At 46.5% G+C, this 15,244-nt stretch carries 12 protein-coding genes; 8 read left to right on the forward strand and 4 right to left on the reverse strand.

Features of this window, described 5'->3' with window-relative positions:
• Positions 1-11 precede the first annotated feature (11 nt).
• A complete protein-coding gene (locus tag J2T16_RS18660; protein WP_090918850.1) occupies positions 12-761 on the reverse strand; it encodes an ABC transporter permease in 750 nt (249 codons plus the stop codon).
• Positions 761-1,678, reverse strand: a complete 918-nt coding sequence (locus J2T16_RS18665; protein ID WP_154960047.1) for an ATP-binding cassette domain-containing protein — start codon at positions 1,676-1,678, stop codon at positions 761-763. The genes J2T16_RS18660 and J2T16_RS18665 overlap by 1 nt, the downstream gene beginning before the upstream one ends.
• 157 nt (positions 1,679-1,835) lie before the next feature.
• Here J2T16_RS18665 and J2T16_RS18670 point away from each other — a divergent pair, with 157 nt between their 5' ends.
• The 8 genes from J2T16_RS18670 (at position 1,836) to J2T16_RS18705 (ending at position 12,456) form a co-directional block, all read left to right on the forward strand.
• Entirely contained in the window at positions 1,836-2,549 is a 714-nt protein-coding gene (locus J2T16_RS18670; RefSeq protein ID WP_154891459.1) for a response regulator transcription factor, read from the forward strand.
• Entirely contained in the window at positions 2,549-3,934 is a 1,386-nt protein-coding gene (locus tag J2T16_RS18675; protein ID WP_336121284.1) for a sensor histidine kinase, read from the forward strand. The genes J2T16_RS18670 and J2T16_RS18675 overlap by 1 nt, the downstream gene beginning before the upstream one ends.
• A gap of 276 nt (positions 3,935-4,210) precedes the next feature.
• Complete coding sequence (locus J2T16_RS18680; protein WP_161556976.1) at positions 4,211-4,393, forward strand: type A2 lanthipeptide; 183 nt, start codon at positions 4,211-4,213, stop codon at positions 4,391-4,393.
• Between the two features lie 110 nt (positions 4,394-4,503).
• Positions 4,504-7,848, forward strand: a complete 3,345-nt coding sequence (locus tag J2T16_RS18685) for a type 2 lanthipeptide synthetase LanM family protein (protein WP_499019015.1) — start codon at positions 4,504-4,506, stop codon at positions 7,846-7,848.
• A complete protein-coding gene (locus J2T16_RS18690) occupies positions 7,841-10,063 on the forward strand; it encodes a peptidase domain-containing ABC transporter (RefSeq protein ID WP_499019016.1) in 2,223 nt (740 codons plus the stop codon). Before J2T16_RS18685 ends, J2T16_RS18690 begins: the two co-directional genes overlap by 8 nt.
• A gap of 408 nt (positions 10,064-10,471) precedes the next feature.
• On the forward strand, positions 10,472-10,753 hold the full coding sequence (locus J2T16_RS18695) for a hypothetical protein (RefSeq protein WP_494390522.1): 282 nt from the start codon (positions 10,472-10,474) through the stop codon (positions 10,751-10,753).
• Between the two features lie 17 nt (positions 10,754-10,770).
• Positions 10,771-12,108: a Tle-like phospholipase domain-containing protein gene (locus J2T16_RS18700; protein ID WP_186809805.1), complete on the forward strand. Its 1,338-nt coding sequence runs from the start codon at positions 10,771-10,773 to the stop codon at positions 12,106-12,108.
• A 75-nt stretch (positions 12,109-12,183) separates the two neighbouring features.
• On the forward strand, positions 12,184-12,456 hold the full coding sequence (locus J2T16_RS18705; protein ID WP_090918837.1) for a hypothetical protein: 273 nt from the start codon (positions 12,184-12,186) through the stop codon (positions 12,454-12,456).
• Between the two features lie 187 nt (positions 12,457-12,643).
• Here J2T16_RS18705 and J2T16_RS18710 read toward each other — a convergent pair whose 3' ends face one another.
• Together J2T16_RS18710 and J2T16_RS18715 are read right to left on the reverse strand one after the other, a co-directional pair.
• The gene (locus J2T16_RS18710) at positions 12,644-13,447 is read right to left on the reverse strand and encodes a YcnI family copper-binding membrane protein (RefSeq protein ID WP_253498318.1); all 804 of its coding nucleotides are present in this window, start codon (positions 13,445-13,447) and stop codon (positions 12,644-12,646) included.
• Between the two features lie 79 nt (positions 13,448-13,526).
• Entirely contained in the window at positions 13,527-15,239 is a 1,713-nt protein-coding gene (locus J2T16_RS18715; RefSeq protein WP_221790915.1) for a copper resistance protein CopC, read from the reverse strand.
• Positions 15,240-15,244: the final 5 nt, after the last annotated feature.

The following is a 15,244-nucleotide window of genomic DNA, read 5'->3' on the forward strand; positions in this document are numbered from 1 at the left end:
TAGTTCCCTCCTTAGATTTCTTGTCTCGAGGCATGAAAATTGCCAGCAAGATAGAAGATGATCGTCATGCACAGGGCCGCTAACAATAGGCCGACAGGCAACATTCCAGATACATAGGTTCCTGAAGAGGCGCTGTAAATGTAAGTGACCGGGTTCAAATCCAAATAATAAGACCAGATAAACAAGTGACGAATAGCGGCTGGGAACAAACCGGATGTGGTTCCAATGAATCCTCCCAGCATGCCCAGACACAAAGCAAACGCCTGATTGCGGACGGTCAGCGACAACCATTGCTGTAGTGCTGTAATGGCAAGTGTAGTTAATAACGTCCCAACAACAAATTGCACAAGCAGGGAGAGTGGAATGGAACCGGAAATATTTTTGGATAGACCAAAGCCCACGATAAAAATGGCCTGCGCTATGATGCCATACAGGATCAGACTATTTGCACAGATATATTTGGCGGTGTACACATGATTCCGTCCCGTATTGGTTGTCATTAACATCTTCCAAGTGTTCCCCTTATGCTCCATATCGCAGATGCGGGACACCACGATCGCCGATATGATCGGCAGAAACAGACCATTCATGGAAGCGATGCTGAAAATGAGTGCTTCCCAGCTGGCATTACTCGCGCTTCGAGAGATCGATATGCTCATGGACATGGCGGCCCAGATCATCTCTGCAGCAAGGAACAGGGTAATCATGATCCAAATCTTTTTGCGCCGGATTTTGTAATACTCCAGAGATAGAGCTTTCATTACAGGCTTCTCTCCTTTCCAGTCAGATCAAGGAAAATGTCTTCCAGACTCTTTTTGTGCTCCTCAATGCGAGTGACCGGAATACTCTGTTCCACAAGCGCTTTATTCAGCTTCGATACTTCTTCGTCGCGAAGATACTTCAATATGAGCTGATTTCCATGAACTTGTGGCATGTAGCCATGAGTTAGTAGAAGCTTTTCTGCTTTTGCCGGCTCGGGGGTCTGGAAACGGATCGTGGCCTGATTATTAGCCTGCAGACTTTGCATGGTACCTTGAAACAACAATTTGCCATCACTGATAATGCCCACGGAGGTTGCGATCTGTTCGATCTCGGATAACAAATGGCTGGAGAGCAGCACGGTGATGCCGTATTGACCAGGCAGGGACTTGATCAATTCTCTGATTTCACCGATACCGGCAGGGTCAAGTCCATTCGTAGGTTCATCCAGAACAAGCAAGTTGGGAAAAGCAAGTAAAGCCATGGCAATGCCCAGCCGTTGTTTCATACCGAGTGAATACTGATCGGCCTGTTTATGTTTCTGATTTTCCAGTCTTACAATTTTTAAGGCTTCATCGATATTTTTGCTTGGTACATTTCGTAGCCGCTGCATCACCTTCATATTTTCAAGACCGGTCAAGTGACCATAATACGAAGGGGATTCAATCAATGAACCGGTTTGGCTCAGAATGGCGGGTCGATGTGTGGTCAAATCTTTCCCAAAGACCTTGACCGTACCTTCACTAGGTTTGATCAACCCCAGCAACATTTTTAACGTGGTCGTTTTTCCTGCTCCGTTCGGGCCTAGAAATCCAAAAATCTGCCCCTTCTCAACCGACAAATTCACTTGATGCACACGATTCATACCGCCGTATGATTTGGACAGATTATGCGTTTCGACAATGGGGGAAGTATTTATCATTGATTTCATCTCCATTTCACGGTGATCTCTGTTAGTTCAATATAGATCAGACGTCTTGCTCTTGGCTGAAGATAACCTTACATTTACCTTAAATAGAATTGGAAAATATAGGCTTATATTCATGTCCTGATGTATAATGAAAAGGGTGATACGAATGGACATAATGAAAAACAAGAAAATACTGATTGTAGATGATGAACCGGAAATCCGTGAGATGATCGAACGCTTTTTGCGTAAGGAGGGCTTTTTCAGAGTCTATACCGCAGGTAATGTGGCCCATGCTCTGGCGATGTGCAGAATAGAGAAGCCGGATGCAGCTATCCTGGATATCATGTTGCCAGATGGAGACGGATTCTCCTTGTTGTCTTCTATTCGTTCCTTCTCGGACATGCCTGTGCTATTTTTGTCAGCGCGAGGGGAGGATGAGGATCGTTTACTCGGTTTAGGTTTGGGAGCAGATGATTATATGGTCAAACCTTTTCTTCCAAGAGAGCTGATTCTTCGGCTCATGGGCATTTTGAAAAGGGTATACGCTTCCAATACGATAGAAAGATTGCCTGTATTTCGTCTAGGTGGATTAACCATTGATTTGGAAAGCGCTGTCGTTCATGGGAAGGGAACAGAACTTCCACTGACAGCCAAGGAGCACGCTATACTGGTCAAACTTTATGAGAATCAGAACCGGATTGTAACCAGTGATGCACTATGTCAGGCCGTTTGGGGAGATGAGAGTTACGGATATGAGAATACCCTAATGGTTCATGTTCGGCGGATTCGGGAGAAAATCGAAGAGGACCCGTCTAAACCAGTGTTTCTGTTAACCGTCCGTGGGCTTGGTTATAAACTGATGACTCAGGAGACTCGATAATGGATGGTTTGGTTCGTATTCTAAGAAGATTTGTCGGCTCTACCATTCTTGTATCTGTTGTACTGCTTTTATTTAATCTCGTATTGCTGGGTTCATTGATCTTCAAGGAAATTCACGAAGGACCTTCCCCCAGTGCTGTTGTCAAACAGGTCGCAGGCAGTTTGAGCAAGAGCGAGCAGGGGGAGTACACATTACAAAGTAAAGGGATGGAGATTCTCGCTGAACATCAAGCCTGGGCGATGCTTTTGAATCAGGAGGGTGGGGTGCAGTGGAGTGAGCGTCTTCCAGCAGAAATCCCTCTTACTTACAGTGTGACCGATGTTGCTAAATTTTCTCGATACTATCTTAAAGAGTACCCGGTATATGTGTGGGAACGGGAAGATGGACTTTTGGTGTTGGGGTATCCCAAAAATACGTATGGAAAATACCAGTTCGATTTTTTGGCGGATTGGCTCAAGTCTCTACCGGTCAGGATTGTACTGTTATTGATATGCAATGTGGCACTTGCGCTACTTATCTCATTGCTAATCGGAACCCGTGTCATACGAAGCATTCGCCCGTTGATCGATGGCATTCATGCACTTGCTAAAGGAGAGTCGGTGCAGGTTGAAACCAAGGGCATATTCAATGATTTGTCTGAAAGCATCAACTCGACCTCCCATATGTTACAGGAGAAAAATGATGCGCTAAAGGCAAGGGATGAGGCACGATCCAACTGGATATCAGGGATATCGCATGATATACGGACGCCATTATCCATGATTTTGGGATATGCCAGTGAACTGGAGGAGCAAGTGGATCTAACAACCGAGCAAAAGCAACAGGCATCCATTATTCGGCGTCAGGGGGAGCGTCTGCGATCGCTCGTCAGTGATTTGAATCTGGTATCCATGCTGGAGTATGAAATGCAGCCCCTACAGATGAGATCCATTCGGTTGTCTGTTCTGGCAAGGCAAGTTGCATCTGATTTTTTAAATAATGGGCTGGACGAGCGTTATCCGATAGCGTTGAATGTTCAAGACGAAAGTCTGTATGTGCAAGGGGATGAACGATTGTTATACCGAGCGGTAACCAATCTGGTGCAGAACAGCATTAGACATAATCCAGAGGGGTGTGCAATCGAATTGATGATCAAGCGTGATGTGCGAAGTGGTTACGCACAGTTCATAGTCTCCGATGATGGGAAGGGAATTCCCGAGGAAGATCTGCATGATGTGCTGGTTCTTCCTTATACGGCAGGTCGCATAAGACCTCCACGTCATGGACATGGTCTAGGACTTCCAATGGTATCGCGGATTGCTCATGCCCATCGGGGGAAACTCCTGCTCCAGCGTAACAATCAAGGAGGGCTTCAAGCAGTATTACAATTGCCTGTAACGGTATGAGAGTTGCCTGTCTCAGGACAGGTTCTTTACAAGCACATGCGTATAACAACGTAATATAGAGAATTAAAAATTTGGAGTATGATCTAGTCGATTTTCTGGATAATCCAGAGAAGGGAAAATAAGGATTTACAAAATCTAGCAAAGTGTGATAGAGTGAAGCTAGAAATAGATTACATATTTTATATTTAATGTAAATATATGTTTTGTTTGAATGAACTCCGGTGTTTAGCTTATTTAAGCTATACATATACAAAAAATTGAATGGAGGTTTTTTCAATGAAACAATTCAATCTCGAAGCATTAGCAGCAATCGAGGACATCAGTGATGATGAACTGATGGTGGTTACAGGGGCGTTAGCCGCAATTGAGGATAAGAAAAGCGGCGGTGTATTTTGTACAGTGAGTCATGAGTGCCATTATAATTCTGTTTCACCTTCTTCCTGGTTGACTTGTTGTTAATTCTGACTTCGATTTTCTTCAAGCACATAGCTGATCTCAGTTATGTGCTTGAAGTATTTATATGGCGTTTTCCTGTTTACAACCATTGATTTAGAAAGGGAGAGAAAACGATGAGCATACAGGAACAGTTGAATAACTCCCACTGGGGTGATGCTTTATATTTGACAGAGAAATACAAGCAGTATGAACTTGAAGTTGCTGCCGAGCCTTCCGCTCATGGAGATGCAGTATCCTCAAACGATGTAAGAATGAAGTTGTGGCTGGATCAGTTCTTTCAGGATCAGGAGCAATTAGCGGATCGATTCCAGGCTGAATCTATGGACATGAATAAGGTGAATAGTCTATTTCAAACTCCAGATTTCCAGTACGCGTTTACAGATATGGGCTGGCATCAGGAGCTTCGGAAGACGTTTCTTGAGAATGAGCATGAGGATATTACATATTTCATCGAGGGCAATACAGAGGAAATCCCTTTTTTTGAGTTTTCACAACCTTTTCTGCAACGATCTATTCAGATCATGACAGAGGGTCTTTCAGAAGGATATGAGTGGCTGGATCGGCGCCGTGTCATCGGGCTTGTACTGAAGACCGTCTCGGATAAAGTGTTTCACTTGTCTGCGAAGACACTCATCTATGAACTAAATAAAGCTCGGCTCCAGGAGGAATTGATAGGTGAAGATTCCCGGCAGAGATATTTACATTTTGTAAGCGAGAAAATTCAGACCAGAGAACAAATCCTCAACCTGTTACTGGAATATCCGGTTCTTGCCCGAAGTATTGCCGAGCAGACGTTGCGGATCAATCAGAATATGATTCGGGTTCTGGAGCGATTGACGGCCGACCGTCATGAACTGGAATCTTTGTTTGATTTTAAACTGGACAGGCTGGAGGATATCGTATTTCTGGGAGATTCCCATAATGGCGGAGCCAGCGTGCTGCGATTGAAATTTACCGGGGACGTTAATGTCATGTACAAACCAAGAGACATGGCAATTGATACTGCATTTGCTGGTATACTACAGTGGTTTAATGAACAGGAGATTGGATTGCCTTTCCGGATTACCAAAACGCTGGACCGTTCCGAGTATGGCTGGCAGCAATATATTTCTTACGAGGAAGTGACCCGGGAGGAAGAGGCAGAACGCTTTTTTGAGAGACAGGGACAATATTTAGCGATTCTATATGCATTAAATGCAACGGATATGCACATGGAAAATATCGTTTCCCAAGGAGAGCATCCGTTCTTCGTAGATCTGGAGTCTTTGCTGCACAATCAACCCTTCAAGTATATGGATGAGAAGGAGCAGTATACGGCACTGGAGAAGACCCTTTCGATATTGAATGATTCCGTATTAAAAACAAGCATGCTCCCTACGCTGGACTCCAACGCCTTGTATCATAGTGATCTGAGCGGGCTTGCCGGAGATGTGGAACAGATTCTCAATACCTATGAGGTTCACGATAAAAACACAGATATGATGAGGATCAAACGAAGCAAGATTGCTGTAAGTCGGTTCAGTCACCTGCCATCTTACAATCAAACGCCGATACAACCCGAACGCCATATCCATCGTTTAAAAGAAGGGTTCTATCGCACTTATCGTTCCATCATGGAGCAAAAAGACCGTTTCATCATGGCAGTACGCCACCATTTTCATGGGTGTGCTGTGCGGACGATTGTTCGGCCAACCGTGACCTATTTTACATTAATCGAAGCCAGCTCTCATCCTAAATATTTACGCAATGGGCTGGACAAAAGTCTGCTGTTTGACATGATGTGGGCCATCGTCCGGCAGGATCGTAACCGTGAGAAACTGGTCAGCTATGAATGCCATGATCTGTTGCACGGAGATGTGCCCATGTTCAAAACATTAATTGGTGAGAAGGTGCTGTTTCATCATTCGGATAATCAAGTCATTGAGGGTGTTTATGACTCGGATATCTTGACCCAGACGGAGACAAAGGTTCGGGCCATGAATGAAGATGATATGGATATGCAGTGGGAATTTACGGAGCGTACACTGCAAACGAAGTATGTACTGGAGCGCTCGTTCGCTATGGAGAAGAGTACAGCGAGTGTACGGCCAGAGGCGTTGAACGGGCATCCAATCTCCACGACCCGAGCTGATTACTTACGTGAAGCGGTAAGGATTGGTGATTATATTAAGGATATCGCGATCACGGGAGATGAGGGCAGCACCGTATCCTGGATCAGCATGGGCATGGATGCGGACGAGAAACTGATCTATAAATCCTCGGAACTGGGTCTATACAATGGGGTCACGGGCATCGCTTATTTCTATCTTTATCTAGGTCAAGAGACAGGTGACGGGAAGTATACAGAGATGGTCGATTTTTGTATCCAGACGGCCTGGGAGATGATTCGCAAAAACATGGACAGAAATATCTCTTTGTTTACAGGTTACGGATCACTTCTCTATTTGTTAGTGCATAAAGCGAAGGTATACTCCCAGCAGGATGTTCACCCGGAACTGCTCGAACTGCTGGATATACTGGATGAGATGATCGAGGAAGATGAGCGGCTGGATGTCATCTCAGGTTGTGCAGGCACATTAATGGCATGCGTGGATTTGTATACGATGTTCCACCTGCCTAAGGCACTGGACATAGCTACAAGATGCGCAGATCGTCTGCTTAAGCTGGCTGGGCCGATGGAACAAGGCTTGGCATGGGTGACATCGGCGATCAATAAAGTGCCCCTTAGCGGCATTGCACATGGAAACGCAGGCATATGTCTGAGTCTTGCCCGTCTGTACCGTGTTACAGGTCACGAACCTTATTTTGAAGCTTGTTTGGAAGGAATTAAATATGAGGAATCGATCTACAGTTCCGAAGTGAATAACTGGAAGGATCTCCGGTTCACGGATGGCAATATGTCGGAAGAACATTATGTCATGTATTGGTGTAATGGCGCACCCGGTTTGGGTATTGCCCGGGTAGGAACAGCACAGGAGTTAAGCTTCCGCGGGCCTATAGATGTGCTGGAAAAAGACATTCGCCGAGCGGTGACCAAGACTATGGAAGATGGTTTCACAGAAGTCAGTTATTCACTATGTCACGGAGATATGGGGAATTTGGAGCTGATCTTGCTCGCAGCCGACTATTGGCAGGATGAAACGTTAGAAGCATACGCTTATCAAATGGCTGATTATATCATGACCAAGGTTAGAGAGGATAACGGTCACTGGAGATGCGGCATTCCGAGTCGTCAACAAATACCAGGACTTATGCTGGGTCTGGCCGGAATCGGATACCAGTTACTGCGGCTGTATAATCGGACACTGCCTTCTGTACTTATGATGGAAGGGCCGGTAAGCCATGAACTGAAGGATGTAGAGCAGGTCACGCAGCAGGATAGAGTGGAGATGGCTTTTACCAGACAGCAGGAGTATACGGCAGAGCCGTCATCTGAACCGGGACAGCATTATGCCTAAACGTTCAGTATTTAGCCGTCTGCGTGGCAAGGCAAAGCGAAAAATTCCTGTTAAATTGCAAATGAATCAATACGACTGCGGACCCAGCTGTTTGCATATGTTGCTTGCGTACTACGGCTATGAAGCCGATTTTACCGATCTGAAGGAACGATTTGCCATGCTGGGGAGCGGTCGTGACGGAAGCTCCATGTTGAAAATGAAGGAGGTAGCCGAAACCTACCATCTGAAAGGTGTAGCCAAAAAGGCACCTGCGCCTTCACTCAGTAATGATTTCTTGCCGGTCATCTGTTTCTGGGAGCAACGACATTTTATTGTGCTTGAGGAGATTAAGGCTGGTAAGTTATATACCATTGTTGATCCTGCCATGGGGAGAATGACGATCACTAAACAGGAGTTCGAAGAGAAATATTCAGGTATTTTTCTGCTGGTATACCCGGATGAGGGGTTTGTCCCTTTTTCAGAAAAAAAGATGAGTAAAGTAGCGTATTTCAAAGATTTGATTCGCAGCAACAAAAAGTATTTTGTATGGGCCGTATTGCTTGCCCTGGGATTACAGCTTGTATCGGTGCTTTTTCCGTTCCTGATGCAGGTTTCGATTGATGCGGTAACGGGCAATGAGGGATACTCCATTTTTCCCGTGTTGCTCACCAGTGTGGCTTTATTAACCTTGTTTCAGATCGGTTTTGGATATGTGAAAGATATGTGTATCGTGCGCCTTCAGGAAGTGCTGGATTCGCAGTTAACCACCAATTTTGTGTCCCACATGTTGAAGCTCCCGTATCAATATTTTGAGATTCGCTCTCGCGGAGATCTGATGATGCGAGTCAACAGCAATGTTACCATCCGGGAAATTTTGTCGCAAAAAATGATTTCCACGTTCATCAATTTATTTTTAATTGTGGTGACGTTTACCTACATTGTCATTCAATCACGCATCATTGCGTTCACGTTGCTAGGTATAGGAATAACACAGGTCCTTATTTTTGTATACACGCGCAGCAGGTTCAAAAAACTGACGCAAACTCAGATTGTAGCTCAGAGCTTGGCAGGATCTTTTATGACCGAAGTGTTAGAAGGGATTTCAACAATTAAATCTCTTGGTATCGAGCAGCGCACGGAAGAAAAATGGCGGGAGTTATTCAAACGCCAGCTTGCCACGGTGAAGGAAAAGGCTATTTTTCAAACTCGAGTTAACACGATAACTAATACTTTGAATTTTATGACACCGATGCTCATTTTGCTTGTGGGTTTGTACCAGATTATGCAGGGCAACATGACGTTAGGTATGCTTGTTTCATTCCAGTCTCTGGCTGCACTTTTTTTGGGGCCGCTTAATTCACTTGCCTTGATGCTGAATGAGTTCGTAATGGCGGATGCGTTGCTGGATCGGATTTATGATGTGATTTTGGCAGAAAAGGGTCGGTCTTTTCAGAAGAAACCAACGGAGATGGTGCATGTTGCCGAGCTTCAGGGTGATATTACGATTGACCATGTGAGCTTCAAATATACGGAGTACAGTAGTCCTGTGCTTAATGACATTAGTATGACCATTAAAGCAGGACAGAAGGTGGCTCTCGTTGGCAGATCAGGCTCTGGTAAAAGTACTCTCGCTAAATTGCTAGTGGGGTTGTACACCCCTACACAAGGAAATATTTATTTCGATGGCATTCATGCGGAGGAATTAGATCCTCAACATATTCGTGATCAAGTCAGCATCGTTCTTCAGGATAACTTCGTGTTTAACAATACCGTTTACGATAACATCAAGCTGCATGCGGAAGAAGCAACTGCAGAAGAGGTGATGTTTGCTGCAAAACTTGCCGATATTCATGCAGATATCGAACGCATGCCGATGAAATATAACACGTTAATTTCGGAGGCAGGCTCTAATCTGTCCGGGGGACAGAAACAACGGGTAGCTCTTGCGCGGGCGCTTGTGAGCAGGCCCAAAATTCTGCTTTTGGATGAAGCAACCAGTGCACTGGATACGTTAACGGAATCTACGATTGCCGGGAACTTAAGCATGTTGAAATGTACGCAAATTATTATTGCTCACAGGCTGAGCACAATTCGAAATGCCGACACGATCTATGTGCTGGATCAGGGAGAACTTGTCGATGCGGGAACACATGAAGAGCTGGTTACAAGGTGTAACGCGTATCAGAGACTCGTAGGAGAGCAGCTGAATGAGGCCCAGCTCAGACAATATGGATAGAGCATGTTATTTATGAGGGTGGCTCTGCTTCGCTGGGCCTGGATAAGAGTTGTGTCATTTATAATCAAGCTTTCTTTTTGACACCAGCCGGTGTTCGGAAGAAAGTTTTTTTTATTTTTATATGGAAAAAGTTAGGGCCTAAATGGTACAGCAGTCTTAGAAGCGGGTAATATACACCCAAATATAGGCATGAATCAACTAGGAGAAAAGTTTCAGGAAAACGCTCCTGTGAGCGGATGTGTCTTATGTTGATTTTGTACTATGATGCATGTAACAGGTGAAGGGGGCGCTCTTTACTTACACAGGTTTGAGCCAAAAGGGGGAATTGCTATTCCGCGCACAAAATGGATGAGAAGTTTATTCGCACTGATGATGGTGTTCACTATATTGCTGGGAGGGTGTCAGAAGATGACAGAGAGTGAAAAACAGGCGTTGTACCAGGAAGCTGAGAAGGTTGTGGTGCAGCACTTCAAAGTAAAGTTTGAACTGGATGTGGTCGTTACGAGCAAGGAACTGCTGCCAGAGATGGCGATGTCGCAGATCGGACTGAAAGGGCATGTGAAGGATCATGACGATCAGACCTTTGGCATATCGTACGATTACAAGAAAAAAATCACCAAAAATCTCGTGATTAGTCCCGAGCTCGAGGAAGTCATTAAAGCTAAAGGACATGATCCATACGCCAAATAAAAGGGGAGGTGCAGTGATTGAGTAACGGCAGGAACATTGATGATGAAACGTACAAAACCTTATCGGAGTTAGCCTATCAGGATCAAAAGGCAGGTGACCGTCTGACGGAGCTTCCCGGCTGGCAAGTACTGGAGGGCACAGAGAGTAATAAATTTTCCGGCTTCGATGCCGTAACGTTTTATAATCCGGAGACCAAGGAGGCAGTCATTGCCTACCGGGGAACTGAGGGGAGTGCCTCTCTGGACCGCTCGGTGCCTGATTTCGTGATGGATGCACGCATCGGGGGCGGAGAGTTGATCCGCAAAGGGCAACAAGACACGGCACAATTTGTAGACAACCTGACACCGGATTGGCTCGATAGAGGCGTTCAGAATATCAAAGATTCCACAGGTATTTCCAAAGTGGAGAACTGGGCTGGCGACAGGGTAAGAGATGTACAAAACTGGACGGGCGATCGCGTAAAGGATATCGAAAAGACCTATTCGCCTACGGGCTGGGCTAACCAGATGTATCAGTCGGAAGATTATGCGAACCATATGAAAGAAAAGTATGGCGATCTGAATTTCTCTCTGACAGGACATTCTCTCGGAGGTGGGGATGCGCAGTATGCTTCCGCTTATACAGGTCTTCCTGCGGTTACATTCAGTGCACCTTCAGTAATGGGCAACCTGACTCCTGAGATGCGTCGGCGGGTTGAGGCCGGCGAGTTGGATGGGCAAGTAACGAACTATGCGAGTCCGGGCGATCTGGTCGCTAGCGGAACGTTAGGCGGATATGATCGTCATGTAGGTTCTACGTATTATATTGATTCGAATTACGCAGATGCCAATAATGGTGTAAGTCTGATTGATAAAATCAAGAATACATTTGGCGGAGAAAACTACCACAGCCTGGATCAGTATAACTTCAAAAATGGTTACATTTCCAACGAGTTGTATGATCCGATCACGGGTGAGCGGGTTCGTTATTCGCCACGACTTATGGAGAATCTGGGACCGCTGAGCAAAGCGGTAGGTCCGATGGGGCTGAGAGGCGGTGCCGGCAGAGGAGCGGCTGCGGCGCTGGGATCTGGTCTAATCCAGGTTACCCCGGAGGAACTGAAAAGTGTGGCTTCCCGCTGGAAACAAAATGCCCAGCAGTGCAATGCCGAGTTGAATCAGGTGCGGACACGTATGGCTCAGTATTTACATACAAGCCGTAGCCGCAGACTGGAGCCCATTGTGACTCACTTGGATGCGTCTATCCAGGAGCTGAGCACATGGCATATGAAGCATACGAGCCAGTTCCTGAACTTTATTGAGGAAAAGGCGGAGGCTTTCCGGCAAGCGGATGAGAGTCCGGTACATTTTAACTAGTTATAAATGACAGGCTGGAGAGATAGCATTGAGTATTCAAGGTGAGAACGTGCACTGAGGGGGAGGGAACCACGGATGAGCGGACAATTGCTGGTGGAATTGAATGACCTGCGGATTGCGGAAAAAGAGCTGTCACAGCTACTGGTTCGCATGCAAGCGGATGAGCAGGAGGCAAGGGCGCTGTACAGCCGTCTGAACGATTGGAAAGGACAATCTGCGGATCATACGAGGCAACAGATTGAAGAATTTTTCGCAGGTCTCGCCAAGCGTATCCAATCCATCGAGATGCAGAAGAAAAGTCTGATCCAGTATATTGAATTTATGATTCAAACGGATCAGCAACGTTAATATGCAACGGTGTGCCATATTGCGGATGGCGCATGTAGCGTGCACGGCAAGTCATCAGGATTCTAGATATGAGTTAACCAAAAAAGGAGTTTGTAGCAAACGGGATAACCCCGTATATGCTGCAAACTCCTTTTTGCATCTTTTTACAATGATCTCCTCGGGTGACCCCGGGTAAGAGAACTGCAGATTAACGTTTTTTGCGGCGAGTAGCCAGTGCGATGCCCAGGAAGGACATGATCAGAGCCAGAATCGATACGATTAACGTTGCTTGTTGTAGCTTCAACGTACCTGCATCGGAATCTGTGTTGTTCGGTTGACCTGTTACCGTATCGGAGAGAGCATCGCCGAGAGTGGTGTCATCATTTCCTTTTTTGCCATCAGTCGCAGTGTCAGAAGCTTTGTCACCTGTCGCGGTGCCAGCAGTACCTGCACTGTCATGCCCATTACTTGCTCCACCTGCACTATGGTGGTCGCCGCCTGTTGCGGCATTACCGGCAGCTGCCGGATCTTCGCTGATGGTTGTGATGCTGTGAGGAGAGTTTGCCCCCGGCTGGCCTGTCCACTCTACAATGCTGCCATCACTGTAATATTGGAAGGCATCCCATGCCACTTCTGTTTCTGTCTTTGGGTTCTGTGCAACAAAGTTAAACTGTTGGAACTGTCCAGCCAGAATCCCTTGGTTATCTCCATCAATCTCCCAAGTGATCGAGGTTACTTCTTTAGAATCATTTTTCTCAGTTGTGATCTTCCATCCAGACAGTGGCTGATATTGCTTAAATGCAACACCCTCTGGAATTTTGAGTGTGATTTTAGTTGTTGGCAACTCTTTTTCAGACGGTATTTTAATCGTATATGTCTGCCATGCACTCGTTTGTGCGACGGACGGATTTACCGTGACGTGAGCGCTGGCCAAACCGGAGAACAGCAGGAATGCTGCTGCACCTGTTGCCATAGCAGATGTTAATTTGGATACCCATGATGTCTTTTTCAAAATGATAACCCCTCTCATTCTTTCTTATGCAATCGTTGTTAAATACACTTCACTCTTTTAAAAATGGTTTCGTTGTTTACTACTTTGCTGCCTCAATCTTGAACTCGGCATCGAGGGCATCAAGTGACCGAGTTAACGCGTGGACTTGGATACTCCACTTGCCCGGCATAGAGATGTAGTCCTCCGCCTTGTATACGCCCGTATCGTTCTTCGGAATGGTGATCTCATAGATACCCATATCCATATCCAGATGGATCAGAGACAACGTCACCTGTTCGAGATCTTTGACGATACTGCCATCCGCTCGCTTTATGCTGACTTCGAACTGATTTTCTCCCACTACGTTTGGGCTTACCTGGAGTGTTATCACGGAGCCATCATCTGTCGTTTGTGTGCCCTTATAAGGACCGACGGGTGCTGGCTGACCTGGAGACAGATGTGTCAGTACAGCCGCGAGCGCAAGAATGATGGCACCTGTAACCAGTTCAGCCTTTAGACTGCCAGACAACTGCTTACCTGTAGCGGCTCTTGCTCGATTGGCATGTATCAGCGCGAAACCGATCATCACGATAAGTAGCAGAATTTTACCGATCAGAACCAGGCCATATGCTGTTGTGAATAAAGAGTTCAGTAGCGGTGCGGGCAGGATGACCAGACTGCCATAGATACCCGTAGCGATCAAAACGGCTACAGCACCGATACCCCAAACGGTAAATCTCCTTATCGCTGCCCAGTAGACTTCGCCTCGCAATTTTGCAGGCAATCGATTGGTGAGTGCAGGCAGACACACTGCCATAGCGGTGAGAGCCCCGATCCAGAATGCAGCAGCGGCAAGATGTACAAAGTCCATGGCTACAGCAAGCACACGTTGCTCTGCGGCAGCAGGATGCCCCGTCATAGCATGGGTAAGCAGCCAGCCTAGAACCAGCACCAATGATCCGTATGAGGACCAGATTCGCACGCGCAGGGATCGATCCAGATCATAACCGGACAGTAGTGTGACTGCAAGCAACATGGCAATCAGCATCTGTAACATCCAGATCTGACCGAAGGAGGTCAGTTTGAGCGCACTGCCTAATAAGGCCCAACTGAATTCGCCGAGATTGACACCTGACTCATAGAGTGTGTTCAGCGGAAGGCTTATTAGTGCGGCAAAGGAAGCAGCAGCATAGCTGATCCAGAGCAATTTGTAGCTACCCGGTGCCTCCATCGGTTCCCGTAGCAGGGAAGCTGGGGCAATTCGCAGTAGCAGGAAGGCGAGCGTACCCAGAATGACGGACAGACCGAGATATTGAATCCAGTCCGTGAATGACACGATCCATTTTAATGGGCCACCGGTGGCACCCGAACCGGATGCCAGATCCTTCAATCCGGCAGGTGCTCCGGTAGGCTCACCGATATGGAACACATACGCTCCAGAGATTGGATGACCATCGGCGGATACGGCCTTCCAATTGACGAGATATGTCCCGTCAGCAAGGCCAGGCTTCAGACCCGTTTCCAGAATGTGCGGGCGTTCTGAGTCAATCTGTACGTCACCATTGTCCGCTTGATTTCCGTCAGGTCCGGTAATTTTAATATCATAAAAGGCCGTCTGCAATGATTCATTAAACTCCAACGTCAGCCGCTGCGGTGCAGTAACGAGCAGTTCATTTTCTTCAGGAGACGCCTTCACGATATAAGCATGAGCAGATGCCCATTGCGGCATCACCAGACAGAACACCAGTAACAGACTGGTGAGCAGCGCCCAGTGACGTTTGCTCCAATGCAGGGTTAAGCTTCTTACTCTCAAAAAAT

The sequence above is a fragment of the Paenibacillus intestini genome, assembly GCF_030803945.1.
GTDB lineage: Bacteria > Bacillota > Bacilli > Paenibacillales > Paenibacillaceae > Paenibacillus > Paenibacillus polysaccharolyticus.

Coding starts and splice junctions, on each gene's coding strand:
- J2T16_RS18660 (WP_090918850.1), bottom strand. CDS start 761: ATGAAAGCTCTATCTCTGGAGTATTACAAAATCCGGCGCAAAAAGATT.
- J2T16_RS18670 (WP_154891459.1), top strand. CDS start 1,836: ATGGACATAATGAAAAACAAGAAAATACTGATTGTAGATGATGAACCG.
- J2T16_RS18675 (WP_336121284.1), top strand. CDS start 2,549: ATGGATGGTTTGGTTCGTATTCTAAGAAGATTTGTCGGCTCTACCATT.
- J2T16_RS18680 (WP_161556976.1), top strand. CDS start 4,211: ATGAAACAATTCAATCTCGAAGCATTAGCAGCAATCGAGGACATCAGT.
- J2T16_RS18685 (WP_499019015.1), top strand. CDS start 4,504: ATGAGCATACAGGAACAGTTGAATAACTCCCACTGGGGTGATGCTTTA.
- J2T16_RS18690 (WP_499019016.1), top strand. CDS start 7,841: ATGCCTAAACGTTCAGTATTTAGCCGTCTGCGTGGCAAGGCAAAGCGA.
- J2T16_RS18695 (WP_494390522.1), top strand. CDS start 10,472: ATGACAGAGAGTGAAAAACAGGCGTTGTACCAGGAAGCTGAGAAGGTT.
- J2T16_RS18705 (WP_090918837.1), top strand. CDS start 12,184: ATGAGCGGACAATTGCTGGTGGAATTGAATGACCTGCGGATTGCGGAA.